At 57.5% G+C, this 18,795-nt stretch carries 15 protein-coding genes and 1 pseudogene; 5 read left to right on the top strand and 11 right to left on the bottom strand.

Annotated elements, in window-relative coordinates; all coding sequences use genetic code 11:
* Positions 1–356: 356 nt before the first annotated feature.
* Positions 357–734, bottom strand: a complete 378-nt coding sequence (locus tag A3AS_RS0120245; RefSeq protein ID WP_018319388.1) for a nuclear transport factor 2 family protein — start codon at positions 732–734, stop codon at positions 357–359.
* 1,135 nt (positions 735–1,869) lie between these two features.
* Here A3AS_RS0120245 and nodU point away from each other — a divergent pair.
* A complete protein-coding gene (nodU, locus tag A3AS_RS0120250) occupies positions 1,870–3,678 on the top strand; it encodes a nodulation protein NodU (RefSeq protein ID WP_018319389.1) in 1,809 nt (602 codons plus the stop codon).
* A 101-nt stretch (positions 3,679–3,779) separates the two neighbouring features.
* Here nodU and A3AS_RS0120255 read toward each other — a convergent pair whose 3' ends face one another.
* From A3AS_RS0120255 to A3AS_RS43635, 9 genes are all read right to left on the bottom strand, one after another.
* Positions 3,780–5,534, bottom strand: coding sequence for a sigma-54-dependent Fis family transcriptional regulator (locus A3AS_RS0120255; protein ID WP_026202174.1), 1,755 nt, complete (start codon positions 5,532–5,534; stop codon positions 3,780–3,782).
* A 55-nt stretch (positions 5,535–5,589) separates the two neighbouring features.
* A complete protein-coding gene (locus tag A3AS_RS0120260; RefSeq protein ID WP_018319391.1) occupies positions 5,590–6,702 on the bottom strand; it encodes an ABC transporter ATP-binding protein in 1,113 nt (370 codons plus the stop codon).
* On the bottom strand, positions 6,699–7,520 hold the full coding sequence (locus A3AS_RS0120265; protein WP_018319392.1) for an HAD-IIA family hydrolase: 822 nt from the start codon (positions 7,518–7,520) through the stop codon (positions 6,699–6,701). Before A3AS_RS0120265 ends, A3AS_RS0120260 begins: the two co-directional genes overlap by 4 nt.
* A complete protein-coding gene (locus A3AS_RS0120270) occupies positions 7,513–8,283 on the bottom strand; it encodes an SDR family NAD(P)-dependent oxidoreductase (protein ID WP_018319393.1) in 771 nt (256 codons plus the stop codon). The genes A3AS_RS0120265 and A3AS_RS0120270 overlap by 8 nt, the downstream gene beginning before the upstream one ends.
* A complete protein-coding gene (locus A3AS_RS0120275) occupies positions 8,280–9,221 on the bottom strand; it encodes a ribokinase (protein WP_018319394.1) in 942 nt (313 codons plus the stop codon). Before A3AS_RS0120275 ends, A3AS_RS0120270 begins: the two co-directional genes overlap by 4 nt.
* The gene (locus A3AS_RS0120280; protein WP_026202176.1) at positions 9,218–10,078 is read right to left on the bottom strand and encodes a carbohydrate ABC transporter permease; all 861 of its coding nucleotides are present in this window, start codon (positions 10,076–10,078) and stop codon (positions 9,218–9,220) included. The genes A3AS_RS0120275 and A3AS_RS0120280 overlap by 4 nt, the downstream gene beginning before the upstream one ends.
* Positions 10,079–10,088: 10 nt before the next feature.
* Positions 10,089–11,051, bottom strand: coding sequence for a carbohydrate ABC transporter permease (locus tag A3AS_RS0120285; protein WP_018319396.1), 963 nt, complete (start codon positions 11,049–11,051; stop codon positions 10,089–10,091).
* 58 nt (positions 11,052–11,109) lie between these two features.
* A complete protein-coding gene (locus tag A3AS_RS0120290) occupies positions 11,110–12,495 on the bottom strand; it encodes an ABC transporter substrate-binding protein (RefSeq protein ID WP_085964104.1) in 1,386 nt (461 codons plus the stop codon).
* A 382-nt stretch (positions 12,496–12,877) separates the two neighbouring features.
* A complete protein-coding gene (locus A3AS_RS43635; protein ID WP_198293708.1) occupies positions 12,878–13,954 on the bottom strand; it encodes a hypothetical protein in 1,077 nt (358 codons plus the stop codon).
* A gap of 564 nt (positions 13,955–14,518) precedes the next feature.
* Here A3AS_RS43635 and A3AS_RS0120300 point away from each other — a divergent pair.
* Positions 14,519–15,886 carry a hypothetical protein gene (locus A3AS_RS0120300; protein WP_018319399.1) on the top strand — a complete coding sequence of 456 codons (1,368 nt, stop codon included), beginning with the start codon at positions 14,519–14,521 and terminating at the stop codon, positions 15,884–15,886.
* Between the two features lie 396 nt (positions 15,887–16,282).
* Here the strand turns inward: A3AS_RS0120300 and A3AS_RS47435 are convergent, their stop codons facing one another.
* Positions 16,283–16,447, bottom strand: a complete 165-nt coding sequence (locus A3AS_RS47435; protein ID WP_157644332.1) for a hypothetical protein — start codon at positions 16,445–16,447, stop codon at positions 16,283–16,285.
* Positions 16,448–16,875: 428 nt separating this feature from the next.
* On the opposite strand from A3AS_RS47435, the gene A3AS_RS45305 reads away from it, so the two are divergent.
* The 3 genes and pseudogenes from A3AS_RS45305 to A3AS_RS47445 all read left to right on the top strand — a co-directional run bounded on the left by A3AS_RS45305 (position 16,876) and on the right by A3AS_RS47445 (position 18,729).
* Positions 16,876–17,442: an SET domain-containing protein gene (locus tag A3AS_RS45305; protein WP_245283234.1), complete on the top strand. Its 567-nt coding sequence runs from the start codon at positions 16,876–16,878 to the stop codon at positions 17,440–17,442.
* Between the two features lie 320 nt (positions 17,443–17,762).
* Positions 17,763–17,948: pseudogene (locus A3AS_RS49110) on the top strand (IS5/IS1182 family transposase); the annotation flags it as partial.
* 634 nt (positions 17,949–18,582) lie between these two features.
* Positions 18,583–18,729 carry a hypothetical protein gene (locus tag A3AS_RS47445; protein WP_018319404.1) on the top strand — a complete coding sequence of 49 codons (147 nt, stop codon included), beginning with the start codon at positions 18,583–18,585 and terminating at the stop codon, positions 18,727–18,729.
* Positions 18,730–18,795: the final 66 nt, after the last annotated feature.

An 18,795-nucleotide genomic window follows, 5' to 3' on the forward strand; every position in this document is an offset into this window, starting at 1 on the left:
GCATTGGGTCGGATCGTAGGTGCGGTGCCATAACTGGCTCGGCAGAAGCGTTACTGCCGCTCCTTTGCGCTGCCGACGTGAACGCATCAATCAAAAAGAAGAGCAATAGCCGGCAGGTAGGCTCCCTCCGCTACGTGATGGTCGTCAGATCACATAGCGAAAATGAAGAGCCGAAGAACTTGTATAGCCGCCTCTCGTCTTAAAGAGGAACCGCCTACAACCTAGCAAGTTCGTAAAAACCCCTGAGCGCGAGCGGCAAGACTACCCCTACAGCTGTATGGGTAGAATCCTGAGAAGCGCTTGAGCTTGTTACTCCAGTCCCAAACTCTGCGACACCGCGTAGCTTGGTTCGGCTTTCAATCTGGGCTGGCAGATGAGTGATGATGCACGATCTTCCACGTGCCGTCCTGACGGCGTAGTACGAAGGTGAACCGCGCCGGCGTCGATTTCTGATGGCCTTTCGATACCTGTGAAAAGACATAGCTTCCCACAACCAGGACAACGTTGTGCGCCAACGTGACAGAGTGCCATACTTCCATTTTCACGGTAGCGCCGCCGCGAAAGTAAGTGCCTATTTCTTTGGCCCCGATGTAGAGCTTAGCACTCGATGTACCCTGCAGGATCGCATCATCTGTGTACAACGAAACCAGGCGATCCGGCGTATGCCCGTTGAAGGTTCGCTGCCAGAGGCCTAGAAACTCGCGGATGTCCCTCATCAAGCAGTCGTCGTTCACTATGAATCTCGATCTGAGAAGTTGATTGCCAGAACGCACGTTCCGGTAACGGCAAGACCGTCTGCTCGCGATAAAGCGCCTGACCTGAGCTTTCTCACTCATGCTGAGGAGCACGTACCAGTTTAGCGGGAGGAGTAAAGGCTGACAATATTGCGTGCGTTGTCGAGGAACAGTGAGGCACACGATCGCATCGAGCTACAGTGCGGCTTCAGGGCAAAAAGCACCTTAGGCATCACAATGTATGATGAGCGCGCAAGGATACTCTCGACCAGGAACAGTGCACAAAGCGCACCGCGATGCAACTGCGTGACGCCCGGTATGCTGGAGTTCGTCGGTGACCCAATTGGCCGGGCGAAGCCAGATTTCTAACTCTATCGTTGCATACGGTGACCAGATCTCATAGTCGATGTGACATTCTATAGTCTGGGTACGATTGTCTCAGGCGAGATTGTCCGAACGCGGCGAAAGGGAATTGCAGTCGTCTCGCGCCGTGTAGACTCCAGGCGCAGAGAGGCTCAGCTCGCTCAAATCGCAGCACAGTCGTAAGCGATACATAGCATGCCTCGATCAAGACGGGTGTGGCCTGAAGTATTCGCGGCGTTCGAACTTACTCGGCGCGCAGCTCCGTGCGACGCATCAACGTATCCCCGAGCAGCTGCCGCTTCTTAGGACAAGCTGCGTACCGTCCCGCTCCCCAGCGCCTATCGGAGATTCCACGCAAGCGCGGGTGTCCTGACGCGTCATCGCCCTCCTTAATCACGCTGCTTGGCGCCTAAGCGCGGAGGGCGTTGGCCGGAGAGGCCGCAAACAGCCGATCTCGAATCCACGGCTCTCCATCGCATTAAATAACGCGGCTTCGCGCGCTGACAAAAATTGCGATGCGTCATCGAAGCAAGACGGAGCATCTGCAACGCCACTGTCGGTGTCAGGACATCCCGTTCTCTACGCGACACGCCCTGGATAGGAATAAGCAAAAGAAAGCAGCACTGGCTGTTGGCACGCTCTTTGAAACTACGAAGGGATCCCGCCGTGCGGCGCGAGGAAGAGTCTGGCCACGACGATTGCTTACTCGCGTGCTCTCGGTCCAGACTTGATCTTTAACTGATCGAATTGCTGGCATTAAAGTGGAGGTATTATGCGCATCTGCGGTATCAAGCTGACGCATGACGGAGCGATCGCGCTGATCGAGGACGGACGGCTCATCTTTTGCATCGAGCAGGAGAAGCGGAACAACAATCCGCGCTATCAAACGATCGACAATCTCGATGCAATCGTCATGGCTTTGGCGGAACACGGTCTAGATGTGCAGGACATTGATCAATTCGTCGTCGACGGCTGGGTGGGGCAGGTGGAGTCTCAGTACCAGGTCCTCAGCGGAACGGCACCTGTCACACTCAAAGGCGCGTCCTATGTTGAACGCCATGCCGAGGGCCTTCTCACCTCACGCGACGGCTTTGGCCTTAGGCTCGATGGCAGGACTTTCCCGTACAAGAGCTATCCGCACGTTGCCAGCCACGTGGCCGCCGCATACTGCACCAGCCCGTTTGCCAGGGCTGGACAGCCTGCTTTCTGCCTCGTGTGGGATGGCGGCACCTTTCCACGACTCTATCATGTAGAACGCGGGGGGACCCGGTTTATCGAGTGTCTATTCCCGGTGATTGGGCACGTCTATGCCGCTGCGGGCCTTCACTTTGGGCCGTATAAGCGAGCGAACCGCGCCAATTGGGACCTGGGTGCCCCCGGCAAGCAGGATCCGGGAGGTGCCGGCAAGCTCAACCTGGGTGTCGCCGGCAAGCTGATGGCCTATATCGGCCTCGGCTCTGTCAATGAAAACATCGTTGCGGTCTTTCAGGAGCTCTATGAGGAGCGCTTTGCTGCTGACACGAAGCGTGTGAGTTACCGTACCGACATCAAGAGCATGGAGACTGAGCTTGCGACCGTTCACGACTTCTTCGATGCTAGCGCACGGCGGTTGAAGGCCAAGGCGCCCGAAGATGTGCTCGCATCCTTTCATTGCTTCCTCGAGCGTCTGCTCGTGCGGGAGATGGCGAGTGCTTTGCAGCGGCACTCGGGTTTTGCTGCGCGCAACTTGTGCATAGCGGGCGGCTGCGGCCTCAATATCAAATGGAATAGTGCAATACGGTCGGCAGGCCTGTTCGATGCTGTCTGGGTGCCGCCGTTTCCAAATGACAGCGGCTCTGCAATCGGTGCAGCTTGTTGCGCAATGGTAGCGGACGGAGGTTTCGTGCCGTTGCAGTGGTCGGTATACAGTGGTCCGGCGCTGCAACGTAGCGATGTGCCGCCCGAATGGGATGCGGCGCCGTGTGGTATGCATGAACTCGCGACTATTCTCGCCAGCGACAAGCCTGTGATTTTTCTTGCCGGCCGCGCCGAGCTTGGACCTCGGTCATTGGGTAGCAGAAGCATTCTCGCAGCCGCAACATCGCCGGGAATGAAGGATTATCTCAATGACATCAAGCATCGCGAACACTTCCGGCCTGTGGCGCCGATCTGCCTGGAAGATCGCGCGCCGGATATTTTCAGTCCAGGAACGCCGGATCCTTATATGCTTTTCGATCATCAGACTCGATCTGAATGGCGGGACAAAATCCCCGCTGTTGTACATCTCGACGGATCTGCGCGACTGCAGACGATCTGCAGGACCTCTCAACACAAAGTCGCCGAGCTTCTGGTCGAATACGAAGCGCTCACAGGAATTCCGCTGCTCTGCAATACGAGCGCAAATCACCATGGACGTGGGTTCTTCCCGAATCTCGCAGCCGCCTGCAAGTGGGGCCGCGTGGAGCACGTATGGTGCGACGGGATGCTGTGGACGAAAGCTCCGCAAGCCCAGCAATGGCGCCGACCGTGGTTCAGCCGAGATCAGCACAGCTCCACGGCAGCAATCGGCTTAGCGAACGTGAAATCGTATGGTGAGCCTTAGCGCAGCGCACTTGGCGCGCCCGGTCGTCATTACCAATGTTCACGCTTTTGGACTGGACCGCTTCGAGGCGGCTAGCTTGAGCAATGTGAACACCGGGACTGCTACTCCAAGATCCGCAGCTTCTTGATTTTGTTGTAGAGGGTTTTTCTTGAAAGCCCCAGAGAACTGGCTGTTTTTCCGCGATGAAGTCTGTTTCGTTTCAAGCCTTCTATGATCCATTCCCGCTCGGAGAATGCATTTTTCGGCTTACCTGGTGCCGTCGCGTTCAACAGCGGCCTCAGAACGCCCGCGCTGATATGCGCATCTGGGAGCGTCACGAGCTGGTTCACGATCTGACGCAATTCCCTTAAATTGCCGGGCCAATCATGGCCAGCGAGCGCCAAAAATGCAGAATTTTCGATCGCCAGCGTTTGGGCATTCGAATCCCCCTTCGCCTCGACTGTGAAATGCTGAACCAGCTGAGGGAGGTCCTCCAGTCGGTCTGGCAAGGCAGGTAGCTTGATGTCGAGCCCCGAAAACAAGCCGAGCAGCCGGGGACATAGCACCGTTTGAAGGCCCGCCCCGCGAGCAACCGTGGCAGTTGCAATGATTCGAGCACTGGAGCGCACAATGGATGCGCCATTCAAGGGCGCGAAACTACCGGTCTCGAGGTAATCGGCAAGCCGTTCCTGCCCATCACGCGAAAGCTGATCGAGATGCAGCAGCAACACGGTCGTATCGTTTGCACTTTCCAGCAGCGACAGTTGGCGTCTCCTGCTCTGATCGCGCTCGGCCCCAAAAAGCGCACCGACCGTATCGATGGGCAAGCCGGGTCGGCATTGAAACAGCGCTGCCTTCGCGTGCTTGCGGTCGCTGAAGGCCTGGACCAGGCTGGCTATCCTTCGCTTGCCCGAGCCGGTCTCGCCCCAAACGAGCACAGGACTGGGATGGGAAGCGAGCCGCTTTGCGGTCTCAAGAACGCGTTTCATGATTGAGGACTGTGCGATGACGCCGTGCCTGAAGCCGCTCAACTGAAGTTGGCGCTCAAGGAGATCCACCTTCTCCCGCAACAAGTGAAGAGTCTTGAATCCCGAAGTGACCTCAAGGACAGACATCTCCAGCGGGACGCGATCGAGCGAGGAGCCCCCGATGAAGCCCTTGACACCCGTTTCGCCGCAGATATCCAAGAGTTCGTCAGGCTTCGTTATCGGCCCGCCGCCAAGTAGGCAGATCACGTTTCGGTCGACGGATTGAGCCACACGCGCGACTGCGCTCGTGCGCGCGGCAAGCTCCGACAGGCTAATCGATGGGTCGGATGCGCTTTCAACGCCACGATTGAGATTGAAGTTGATGCAGATGGCCTGAGTACCAGCTTCAACCATGCGCCTTGCTTCGGATTGGGTTCGAGTATAGGCGATCGTCATCAGGCCACGTTTTGCCGCCTTCACCAGCAGCTCTATTTCGCGGGCGTAACCTAGGCCGCATTTCTCAAGCAACGACCTCCTGTAGTCATCAATGTGGATGACGGAAGGGAAGTTAGTGACCCCCGAAAAACCCCATCTGCTGATCCGATCGAGCCAACGATCAATATCGAGCTGCGGATCAAAGGTACAAGCGCCGAAGAATACCGGCAATTTCGTGCTGGGCAGGATCTCGGTCCGACCGAAGCCGGCCACGAATTCATTGGTATTGCGGATCGGAAGGATTGAGGCGGGTGAAGAACCGCCCATCGCGCGAAATCGGCCGGCATTGAGCGCAAGCACGAAATCTGCTCCTGCTCGTTCGGCCGCTCTCGCAGCCATGCCCGATCCGATCCCCGCCCCCAGCACAAACGAACGGGAGTTCCGGAAGAACTGCCTGATACCGCCTCCCTTCACCTCATCCGTCCGTGTCCATAGACCGCATTCGCTGCTGGCGCGGCACTAACTAAAATTAGCTCCAATTTGCGGGCGCATGCAACCGTCGCAGGGCTTTTCCGTTCGACATGAAAAGATGGCAGTCCGCCGGGGAGGCCGCAAGCCGAACTTTGCCGGAGCTTTTGAGCGGCTCGGGCTTTGACGCTTTTGCGACGACTGCCTCCTTTCCGGCGTTGCCATAAACGTAAGTGACGCTACCAAGATGCTCGACGAAATCGAGATCGAGATCGATCGCGATATCCTTCTCTAAGGACGACGGGGAGAAATCATCCGGCCGAATCCCAAGCGTGATCGGCTTGCCGATGAGCGATTTGTCCGGCTCCACCGGGACGCAGACCACCGTGCCCGCGTCCAGCCTAACGTCCATGCCCGACTCATGCGCTGCTTCGACCTTGCCGCCTAGGAAGTTCATCTTGGGCGAGCCAATGAATCCCGCGACAAACCGGGACGCCGGATTGTGGTAGAGGTCATGTGGGCTACCCACCTGCTCGATAACGCCGTCCTTGAGCACGACGATCTTGTCAGCCATCGTCATCGCTTCGATTTGGTCGTGCGTCACATAAATCATCGTGTTGCCAAACTGCTTGTGAAGCTTGGCAATCTGAACCCGCATTTGGACGCGCAATTCCGTATCCAGGTTGGACAACGGCTCGTCGAACAAAAACACGTTGGGCTCACGCACAATGGTACGCCCGATTGCCACGCGCTGCCGCTGCCCGCCGGAGAGTTGTCGAGGTTTACGATCCAACAGATGATCCATCTGCAACAACGACGCAGTCTGCGCAACCCTGGTATCAATCTCGGCTTTGCTAACCTTCGCCATGCGTAGAGGAAAGGCGAGATTCTCGCGGACAGTCATATGCGGATAGAGAGCGTAGCTCTGAAACACCATGCCAAGGTTACGGTCAGCCGCGTCAACATCGTTGACGACCTCGTTATCAATCAGCAGGCGCCCACCGCTAATTCGCTCCAGCCCTGCGATCATGCGCAGCAGCGTCGACTTACCCGATCCGGATGGCCCGACAAAGACGACGAATTCGCCATGGTCGATTGTCAGGTTGATATTCCGCAGGACCTGGATGGTCCCGTAGGCCTTGCTGACGCCTTCCAGACGAACATCGGCCATCATGCTCTCCTTCGCGGGCTTGCAACCAGGGCCGGGATCTCAATCTCTGCCAAGCTGGATACGATGAAATCTGGTCGCGCCAGGGCAGGATTCTCTCGGGCCGGAACGCCGGTCGTGACCAGCACGGTTGGAAGGCAAGCTCGCTTACCGGCCTGAATATCCGTCGCAATCTGGTCACCGATCATCAGTGTGGCGCTGCGCACCGTCCCTAGGCGGGAAAGCGCGGTTCTGATCATGTGCGGCTCGGGCTTACCAACGATCAGGGGTTTAACCTGGGCGGCAGCAGCCACAGCCGTAATTGTTACTCCTGCTCCCGGTTCGAAGCCATCGGCGGTCGGCAAGAGAAGATCAGGGTTGGTGCCGATGAGGGCGGCTCCGTTCAAGATCGCCTCAACAGCAATCCGCATCTTCTCATGCGTGATGCCGCGATCGAGACCCATCATGACGATCTCCGGCTCTTGGTCAGTAACGTCCAGACCTACCGCGGCGACTGCATTCGCAAGCGAGGGCGCGCCGATGACATATACGCGGCTTGCGTCCGGGTACTTCGCGCGTGCGAGTTCTGCGGCCGCAATCGCGCTGGTAACCACTTCGCTCGGCGCGATTGCAAGGCCAAACGCTTCCAATTTGCGGACGATGTCCTCCGGCGTGTGGGTCGAATTGTTTGTCACGAAGCAGAATGGCAGTCCGGCCGCCTGCCATCGCGCAAACGCTTCTATGGCATCGACAATTGCGGCACCTCCACGATAGAGGACGCCGTCGAGGTCCGAAATGATCCCAGCGACTGACGGCCAGTTGAGGTGAGAGCCTGGGCTAGCCATTCATCAGCATCCCGCCGTTCACGTGAACGATCTGCCCTGTCATGTAGGAAGCCGCAGGACTCGCGAGGAAGACGGCTAGCCCTGCGATATCCTCAGGCACGCCAACCCGTCCCAACGGAATCCGGCCACCATGGCGCGCTTCAGTCTCCTCCCGCGGGCGACCGTGCATGGGAGTATCAATGATGCCAGGCGCGATCGCGTTCACGTTGATGCTGAGGGGCGCGCATTCATAGGCAAGTAGTTTGGTCACGTCGTGAACGATTGCCTTGGAAAGACAATAGTCGCCTCCGCCGGCCTGGTAGTTGAAAACTGCACCTTGCGAGGACAGCGAGGAGCCGACATTGACGATGCGTCCGCCCTTGCTTTTCATGAAGCGCTCGACGACCAGTTTTGAACAGCGCAGGACAGCGATCGAGTTGATCTGGATCGTACGTTCGATTTTTTCAGCGCTGCCGCAAAGCAACGACTGGGCAGATTTGATGCCTGCATTGTTGACCAGCACGTCCAGCCGGCCAAAGTGTTCGTCGATCTGTTCGAGGACCCTTCCGACGTCCTCCTCGCGCGCGACATCCATAGCCATGGGCACTATGCCGTTGCCATAGGGCAGTTTTGGCAAAGTGTCTCTGAGGTTCTCCAGATTGGCATCGGTGGCAACGACGTTCGCGCCTGCCTGGCGAAACGCATTAGCAATGGCAGAGCCAATACCGCCGCCCGCCCCGGTGACGAGCACCGTTCGGTCTGCAACTGAGAACTGTTCGGTCATTCCAACTCCAAGATCGTTTGAGACTGTAGAAACTCGTCAACAGCCTGGGCTGTCGGCATTGAGCTTTGAGCACCGCGCCGTGTCACACATAAGGCTGCAACCGCTAGCGCCTTCCTCACTGCTTCCTTTAAAGGCAGCCGCTGAGCGAGCGATGCTGCGAATGCCCCATTGAAAGCATCTCCTGCGGCCGTGGTATCGACGACCTTGACGGGAAACGCCCGCAGAGCAAAGGAGCGCGCGGCATCAGCATAATATGCTCCCTGTGCTCCGAGCGTGATCAGCGCGGCACCGGGCCCAAGATCAAGCAGCTTGCCCGCCGCACACGCGGCGCTATCGAAGTCGCATACCTCGATGCCTGTCAGCTCGAAAGCTTCCGTCTGGTTCGGCGTGACGAAATCAACGCTTTTCCACGCAGCCGATGGAAGACCTGGCCTTACCGGGGCTGGGTTAAAAATAAGCTCGAAGCCTTTTTTACGTTTCAGCTCGAAGAGTCGATTGAGCGCAGGGATCGGCATACCCATTTCGGCGACGACGATTGTATCGGGCTCTATGAATTTGGTTGCGCTCTCGATCATGTCCGGCGCCACCTTCGAATTGGCGCCTGGGTCTATGACGATCATGTTGGAGCCGTCGTCAGCGACCATAACCAAGGCCGAGCCTGAGACTTCGCCTTCACAGACCGTGATTGCGTCAGTGCAAACGCCAGCTTCCATAAGCGATTTTAGAAGCGACTGACCGGCATCATCATCACCGAGGTGCGTGTAGAAGTGAGGTTTCAAGCCGAGCCGGGCGGCAGCAACGGCTTGGTTCGCGCCCTTTCCTCCAGGGTGACGGGTCACCGTACCCATCAGGCTTTCACCCGGCGTTGGAAGCCGCTCGACATTGAAGCACAGATCGAGATTCGTCGTTCCGAAGAACATCAACGGCCTGACGCTCATTTTACGGCACCGAAGGTTAGGCCGCGTTCAAGATGACGCTGACCGATCACGATCAGAATGACGGGAATGATCATCGTCACAACCAGCCCTGCGGCCATGACAGGGTAGAACTGCACGCCTGGATTGAGCAGCTTAAGAAGAGCGACCGTTACCGGTGCCTTGGTCGAACTGAGCATTAGACCTAAGGCGAAGTTGTGCCAAGCGAGTAGGAAAATGAGCAACGATGCCCCGATGAGGCCCGGCTTCAAAAGCGGCAGCACGATGTGCACCACGACTCGGACCGGTTTGGCCCCATCCATGGCGGCTGCCTCCTCTATTTCTTTTGGGATGTCTTCGATATAGGAGCGGCTCAGCCAGACAATCATTGGCAATGTAACGACTTGGTAGACCCAGATCATCCCGATATAGGTGTCATACAATCCGATCGTCTGAAAGACGCTGAACAGCGGGATAACGACCAAGAGGACCGGGGCAAAGCGGAAGCCCAAAATGAAGAAGGCAATGTCTTCCTTGAAGGGTATGTCTCGCCTGGCTAGGACGTAGCCGGCTGGCACCCCAATGAGCAGAGAGATGATTACTGAGCCCAGCGCAATGACGACGCTGTTCGTGATCGGCGTTAAGAAGTCGACTTTGATGGTGCCATAGCTGGTCGCTCCGGCCTGGGTGACATCAAACAGGACACGGAAATTCTCCAACGTCGGCTTGAACAGGAAGGTTGGCGGCCAGGTCATCACTTCAACCTGCTGCTTCAGCGAGGTCATCGCGATCCAGACGAGTGGAAAGGCCAGGATCAATGCGCAAATGCCGACGAGCAGGTTCAGAAGCAAATTGGTAGAGGTCGAGCGCTTCAATCGCATGATTGCATCCTCAGCTTACGCGCTGCCGAACCAAGCGCCATAGCTTCACCAGGGCAAACGTTCCGATCAACACGATCATCCAATTGACGACCATCAATGCGGCACCACGCCCAAAGGCCAGGTTCTGGAACGCGGTAATGTAAGCTCGCACCGAAAGTACGGAGGTGCTATTCCCAGGCCCACCTTGCGTTGTCCCGAAAATGATGTCGAACTGATTGAGGGATTCGATCAGCCGAAACACTGCGGCGATCAGAGTGTATGGCGCAATCAGAGGAAGCTCGATGTGCAGGAAGGTTGCCCACGCCTTCGCGCCATTTACACGCGCGGCCTCCTTGATCTCTTCATTGATGCCCTGGAGGCCGGCAAAGATGATTAGCGCGAAGAATGGGGTATAGGTCCAGACGTCAATAAGGACGAGCGAGAACATCGCGGTGTTTGGATCTGAAATCCATGCAAATCGCCTTATGCCCGCAAGGGAGAGCAGGTAGTTCATAATCCCGTTTTGCGGGTCCATCATTGTCGTCCACATGAGCGCAACACTCATCGGAGGCAGGACGAGCGGCAAGAGAATGACGGGCCGCATCACGCGCGCAAGGAAGACGTCAGTTGCGAACAGCTTGGCAAGCGCCATACCGAATACAGCCTCCGCAAGCACCGCCGATCCGGCGTAAACAAGAGTGGCACGAACGCTGTTCCAAAAATCTCCTGTCTTGATCAATGCCGCGTAGTTGTTGAGGCCGATGAAGTGGACGAGAGGCCGACCGAACTTGAGATCGGTCACTGACTGAAAGACCCCATAGAAAAACAGGAAAAGAAAGCCAAGAAGTACGATGATAGCAGGGGTGATTGCGGCAATGCTCCACCAATCAAGGCGCGAATCCTGCGCCCTCCTGACCGCCTTGTCTTTTGGCGAGGCAAGTTGACTGGTCGAAGACTGTAGCGTCACTATTCCGTGGGATCCAGGAATGTCCATCTCACTTCGTCTTTACAATGCAGGGGGCGGCGATGATGCTCGCCGCCCCAGGCGCCTTTCACATCGACGAGCGGATCTCGGACGCGAGGTCGGCCAGCGTGGCCTTCACGTCGGCTCCATTGACCATTTTTTGCATAGCGACGGCCCAGGCATTCATTGCTTCTGCAAAGCCGACACGAGCTGTAAATGCGAGTTTCGCTCTGTCCTGCACGGTCTTGAACGTGTCCACGAAGTTGTTGAATTCCGGCCTTGCCGCATATTCGAGCCAGGCCTTGTCACTCCAGGTAGAGGAACGCGGAGAGTTAACGAGCTTGCCGGCAACGGCGCCGTTCAGTCCGACCTGCTTTGACGTTGCCCATTGGATGAACAGCCAGGCTGCCCCCTTTTTCTTTGACGCGGCATTCATCGCAAGAGACCAGATCCAGATGTTGGATTCGAAATCCTTGCTGTTCGGAGCGTGCAGCGGAGGCGCGAATGCGATCTTCCCCGAACCGGGCTTGCCGGCCACGTCATTCCAAAAACCGAACATATTGGAATCGATCGCCATCGCCGTTCGTCCCGAACTGATGCCATCGACCACCTGGTACCAATTGTCGTTGGCGAAGGACGGAGCCGCGCACTTCTTGATCATGTCCACATAGTCCTTGTGGAACGCGATCGACTCCGGCGAGTCGAGGCCAGTGTCCGCCTTGCCATCCTTGAGGACGAAATCGTGCACCCCATAGGACCTGGCAATCGAGATCGCAGCCGTGTGGATGCTGCTCCAAAATCGCACGCCGCGCACGCCCAGAGGTGTGATCGCGGGGTCCGCGGCCTTCAGTTTTTCGCAGGCGGCGGACATCTCCGGCGGAGTCGTCGGGACTTCAATGCCGTAATTGTCGAGGATGTCCTTGCGGTAGAACAGCTGGATGTTCTCAAAGCCATGCGCAATGGCCCAGACCTGTCCGCTTCCCGGCTCGATCTGCCCTTCTTTGACCTTCCAGGTCAGCGCATCCCGAAGTGCAGGGAAGAAATCCTGGTAGTCGTAGCCCGCCGCCGTGAGTTCCGGATCGTTCAGATATCTGTCGAGCGGCTCAAGCAATTGACCTGGCGCAAGATCCCAAGCTGGTTGAATGCCCGTCCCCACGACGTCCCAACTCGGTGACTTGGTGCTGAGCTGGATTGTCAACTTATTCCAATAGGCATCGTCCGGATAAAGCTCGGGCGTCACCTTGATGCCCGTGAGCTTCTCAAACTCGGGCAACTGGGCTGCGACCGCGTCGGCATACGGATGAATGTCATAGGCCCAGACGATCGAGGCGCCTTCAAACTGGCGCCAATTGATGTCGTCCGCCTTGGCTTGGGTGAAGACCACGGCCGTTCCAGCCAAAAGCGTGGAACAGATGAGAACGTTTCGGGCAAAACTCATCCAATAACCGCGAGAAGCGGCGAGCTTCCTCGTCATCATTCCCTCCTCTAGGCTCTTTGGCCCGTAAACCACGCGCCCTCCTCTTCCAGGGCCGCGGTGCAGGGATGCTAATCCGTCATTTTTCCGCCTTGAGGTGTTTTCAAACCAACGTTGGGTAACATTGGGTAAGATCCAAATTCACGCTTGGTGCCGACGATGCACCTGATGGGTAGACAGCATCACGGTCGGGTTCGTGAAACACGTCCTTCTCGGCGAAGCATGATCGCTTTCGCTGACTTGGCTATCGACCTGACGAGGGGCCCGGTTTTCGGACCGGACGCGCATGCGCCTCGCTCGCTTGACTTCCAAATAGCAGAAAGCAGGGGGGCCAGTCCCGGCGGATCCGATTGCAGTCGATAGCTCGTCAGGACCGAGAGGGTCAGTGGCCGGAATCCGAGGGGCAATGAGTTCGAGAGTCCGTCATCATCTCGGGCGTATCGAAGTTGATCCTTGCTTTCTTGATCGGCGTACGATCTTGCGGTGTGCTAGCCATGTTCGGATTATCCACGCTGGCTGTCCAATAATCAGCTAGATTGCCGCCCAGAAACAAGACCTCGGTCTCCTCGCGCGGTATTCCCGCTAACCAATCTCGCAGCTCCTCATCTCCGGGAGCATGCCCACGCTCTAGAATATCGTTGATCTTTTTGATCGGCCAGGCGGTGACGCTTGGTACCGTATAAGTGTGCAGCTTCTTAGCGTTCTTTGCAATCGCGTTCGCGCCATTCGCGCTGTGGTCCTTTGAAAGGAGCAGTTGCGAGGGGATCTGGGACAATGACACAAAAGCACTCTCTGTAACGCCTTTCGTGTGCCATGCCGCGAGGCGCGCCATATCAATTTCGTCCTCCCGTTCGTCGTCCGAGCAGATAGCAGCCTTATAAACATGCGGGCTAGCCTCAGCACGCAAACCCGCGAGGGAACGCACATGCGCGATGGCACTCACCTCCTCGTCTAGAATGGGCTCACAATCGATGTCCTCGTTCTGAAAACGGTGCAGCGGCAGATACGATGATGTCATCACATCGTCGAAAATGCGGTCGACGTCGACGATGCCGGCAGAAGATCCGGTGGTTCGTGGCCACTGTGCGGCTCGTTGCGCAGCGAGTTTGATCTCGTTCTTCAGCGCCTTAACGCTCGCTCCGGCTAGCGATGCGGCAAGTTCGGCGCGCCCGCTGACGAAGGATGCGGCCGGACACCGCTCGCTTTCCTGGATGGCGCACGCTCTCCGATTGCCCCTCGTCACGGTCGAGGGTGATCCAATCCGGGAATCCATCGAAGCGGCAGCTGAATCTGATGTTCGGTGTGACCGCAGTTCGCTAAGCTGCTGCTCAAAGTCCGCTTGATCCGGCGACGGGTGTGCTGGTGAGCTGGTTTGTGCGCTTATAGGGCCGCGCGGCTGTTGCTGCGTCCGCTGCTGCTGGGTCAAGCGTTCTAATGTGTTCGGTGGATCGATGTTCATCTGTTCCCCTCGCGCATGGGACGTTCAGTTTGATCTTGACAGGTGCGGCTTTCGAGAAGCTGACAGAGGAAAGGAACGCGACCGACCGCCAACTTTTCGGGGGCTTCCCGCTCGGCTACCGACGCTGCGGGAGAGCGTCCCACGAATCTGCGTACCGCCAGGTAATCCCGCGTCTTCGGCGCGCCTGATGGGTTATGGGATAACGTGGCGGCTGTGTAGCTCCACTGATAGTTGAACAGCCGCTGGCAGTGTGCCCGCAGCCGTGCTGCCCCACATCCTTTTACGCGGCTTGAAGTCGCGCAGAGCCTCGGAACGAAGCCACACTTAGCTCCACAAATAGAATCTGTTCGTGCCGGCTCCGACTTACCCAGCCAGTGTTTCCGGAAAATAGCAATCCCGGCATCCTTGGCGCGTTCCTCGAGTGAGTGTGGCGCTCGGGCTGGCCAATGGCTCACTTAAGTCTCTAAGCCCGTCAGCTTATCGACAGCTGATCCTAATAGAGCGAGAACCAGAGAGCGACACTATCTGCTCAGGATTGCGAACCGACTCAAACCGGGAGGGGACATGGACCCATTTAACAGCATCAACCCATTCAACCGAGATTTCGCTGCTTACAACGCCGCGGTGCCACAACCGCAACAGCAGCAAGCGGAGTTTGAGCCGTACTTGGATGAAGTGCCGCAGCTTGATACCACTGTCGTCGCAGGGATTCCTGTTTCTCCAGATCGCTACTATCCTCATCTGTCTGACGAAGACCGTAGACTCACCGAGGCGTTGGAACTTGGGCACCATAGGGCCCGCGGTCCTCATCCCGAAGACGCGGTCGCCAGACGCGTCGGGGACGCGGCTGCGCAGCACAGCGCGCCGCAGGAAGCTTTGAGTTGGCCGAAGGAGCTGACTGCGGAAGATCACGATCAGGATCCGCTGCAAGGGATGATGGGCGAAGCCATCCTAGCATCGTCTCTCAACCCAATCGTGCGCGACCACCAGACACCGGATCCCGTTCGTCACTTCAACTGGAGCGACGGCTACCAGCCGGCTCCGAATGAACTGACCGGGAGCGCCTCCCTTTCAAGTCACGCGGCCCCCACGGGTGAGGACTACAGCCGGCAGTTGAGTCCTGCGAAGAGGCAGAGGACGCTAAGCCATGCGGAACTGGATGCAATTGAGCGCCAGCTGAGCGAGCCGGGCAATTCAATGGCTCGTGTGCTGATGGAAAGCGCCGGCGCACCTTCGCCTTTCGGGCCAGCGGTCGGTTCGCCATTGGTCCTTCCTGAGCAAGATTACGATCAGGATCAGCTGTGGGCGATGGTGGAAGACGCCGGCCCATCATCTTCTCTCGAGCCAACCGCGAACCATCAGCAGACCCTGGATTTTGGAGCGGTCGTTCGTCCCTTCAATTTCCGGCAGGGCGACCAGCACGCGTCGGCTGCGCTTGACGGTAGCAGCATCCCGCCGAGCCAGGACAGCCGACCCAACAGTTTCGTGGTTCACACTGACCGCTACACCGCGCTGTTCGTGCCCGCGGCGACGATGAGGCGAAGCACCCCACTCAATCCGTCAGGCGCTGCCATTCGTCCCGGCTTTCGACCGGAAGACGTTCCGCAGCCCAGTGCGCAGCCGGCGAATCGGGCCTCGCAAGCGCGGCTTGGACGGTCGACGGAAAAAGCCGCTCCGGCGTCCTCCAGGGCTGAGACGACGTCCCCCGCGGTCCGCGAGATTTATGCTGCATCATGGGCCGTTCCCGAGGGCTTTTCGCACGGTACCCAACCCGCCCCGCACACGATGGTCTCGAAGCTCGGCCGCTGGGGCCTCTTGCCGGACACGGCGCAGCCGGAAAAACAGTATGACATTCGCGGCGAGCGCTACACCGCCCTCTTGGGGCCTGGAGGGCCCAACGACGTTCGGCTCATCCATCATCCACGAATGTAGACGCCGAGGAACACGCCCGACGCTAGGAGCCCGTCCAGATAGCTCTGATATCGGGGTTGTTATTGGACGATAAATTGCTCCAGCGACTCTTGCGACCTTGGCAATGGGGCGGGCGGTGCAACTGAGCGCTACCCGTCCCGATGAACTTGCGCGCAGCATCGCTCAGCGACTCGCTCGTTGAGCCGAACAGCCATGGCCCGTTTGTCATTTGCGAAGAGCCAGCGGCCAAAGCTGCGAAGAAAACCTATGGTGTTCTTGACGGTGTGTTTGGCGGCATTGCCCGATGAGGGCGTCCTCAAGCCCCGAAATCAGGGAGGCATCCTCGGAGTAAAGAGGCTGCTTCCCGCGCCCCATTGAAGTCCCCGTCGACTGAGCTGGCTGCAAGGCCGATGCGGTCTAGTCGTCCATCAGCCCCAGATGCACATCCTGGGCGTCGCCTTCCGCAGAAAGCTCCTCTGGCCAACGCCGGGCTGCACCGGCGTCGTCGATCCGGCTCGAGTCTATCAGTGCCGTACCTTCGAGATCAGCAGTGGTCGGGATACCGTGCGCGATCTTTAGCACCGACCGACGACTTCCGCAGCTCAGCCAGTGCTGCGCCGACGTTGCCGCCAACGCCCGTGTTCTGGTTATAGCTCTTGATACATCTGCATCCAGCGCCTCCGCGGAAAGCCGGCCAGCAATGCCCTTCGGTTCGTGCCGGGCGAGCCTTGGTTTATGACTTGTCTCAGCGTGTTCGCTTGCAGCCTCTTGAGGAGGCGCATCTCTCAGGCCGACTGCGCTGAGTCGACAATCTTAGTCCCATCAAGCGCAACCTTCATCGCACCGGGCTCTTTTGGCGGAAGTGGCACGGCCACTGCGGGGCTGTATGCGGCTGGGGCCATTGGACTCCTTCCTATTCCCGCCCGATATCCGGCTGCCCGGATTCTATGACATAGCCGCAAAGCCGATCCAGTTCGCTGAGATCCTGATCCGACAGCAGCAGCGCCGAAATGAATGCAGAGATCGAAGAAAAATCGAAATGTGGCGGAGGCGCGATTAAACGATCCCTACCAATTCTTGCAGGAGATTTGCAGGACTCAGGTCAGTTAGCTTGCTGGGTGTTAGTTCTTGGAGATATCTCCGTGTTAATTTTTGAAACCATTTTGAAGCCAGACCAGTTTGGCGGTATCGGACTTTTCTCTGCTACTCTTCTACCTAAAGGTACATTAATTTGGATTCATAATCCGATCGTTGACATTGCCGTGACACCTGAACAGTACGAAGCTTTACCTCCAACATTTCAAGCTTTACTTGACAAGCATGCCTATCCAAGAGACCTCGACGTTGATGATGGTGTTCTAGAGTACAATGCTGACAACGCCCGTTTCATGAATCACAGCAGTCAGCCAAACACATATCAAGACGATCATTGCCGACTTTTCACAACCCGTGACGTACAACCGGGTGAAGAACTGACTTGCGATTACTTGTCTTTCGATCCAAGGTGCGACCTATCGTGGGTTAAAGAGCCAGCGCCGAATCTTGGTGCCGGAAGGCGCCAGGCGGCGGCGGATTGAGTTTGCGGTCTCACGACTTTATTCCGTCGGCGAATTTACACCCGGGAGAGTTTCTGCAATTGGTTGTGGCCACCGAGACGACGTGAGCGCAGTCTTGTTCGATAGACATCCCTTTTGTTCGGTAGACATCCCTTGGCGCGGACGGTGCGGTGGCGCACGGTCGCGAACGCGCTTTGATGACGTTAGTAGCTCCCTGCGCGGAGCTCGCTACATCTGTTGTGCCAACCTAAGGTATTGACTCGCTTTACCGGCTAATGTCCGCAACGGGTCCTGGCAGTGAAAACACTGGGCTGCTGTTACGAGTCCCTTGTGATTTTAGAATTGATGAGGCTCTTTACGAAGAGGCAGATCGTGGGCAGCGGACACTGCTGCCCGAACGCCTCGATGACTTGATTGGCGAGAGCAACCCGGTTCGCGTGATCGACGTATTTGTCGCTACGCTCGGTTTGGCCGAGATGGGCTTTGAGGTTGCGGAGCCGGCGCACACCGGTCGGCCGTCGTACCATTCGCGTCAGCCATTCGGAAGTCGGTCCTGCCTCCAGGGCCACTGATCCAAGGCTCAAGTACCCCACAATCGATGGCGCAGAACAAGCTTTCCGATCCCGTCGACCTCGCATATCGCAAGGAGTTTAGGGAAACATCCAGGCCGACGTAGATCATGGCTGTCCCCCTCGGATGGAACGGGTTCATGATCGCCAGGCAAAAGGGGCTACTCGGCAAATAGGCCAGGCGATCGGGACCGAATACCCCATCTCTTGCGAACAAACGGCTACGGTCATTGTTGTGGGCCCGAGCGAACTTCAACCTGGATTGAGCCTGAGGGTGGGGAGACCTGCGGCTAACGCCTGTTGGAATTTGTAAGACGCGACTGTTGATGAAAACTGGCGACGAAACCTTCCTCTCGAACTAACCCTGGAAGGCTCAGGGTGCGCATAATGATAGGTGATTGACTCATCGTCCTTCGGTCGCTGGCAGCAACCGCGCCAACGTAATTGCCTCGTCGCCCAATCCGCATCCTCCGCAACGTTAAACTATTTTTCGAATCGATCGACATCATACTCAAAAAATAAAAGCCCTATTTTATATCGCGATGCTAGCTTCCGCGCGCTGGCGATATGCCGGTCACTCTGGAGAAAGTGGATGAATACAACGGCTATCAATGACACCCTGATCAATGACATGGTGCAGGACCTCGGGGACGCTACCGAGCTCACAAAAGGCTTTGGGGGCTCGTGGCGCGCAGAACACACCACGGGCGATTATTATTACATGGATGATTCCGATTGACGCGGACCGTCTTGATGGGATGGGCTTCGGCCCATCCCAGTTTGAGGGCGCGGTGGGCAAGGGATC

It is taken from the genome of Bradyrhizobium sp. WSM2793 (assembly GCF_000379585.1).
Taxonomy (GTDB): domain Bacteria; phylum Pseudomonadota; class Alphaproteobacteria; order Rhizobiales; family Xanthobacteraceae; genus Bradyrhizobium.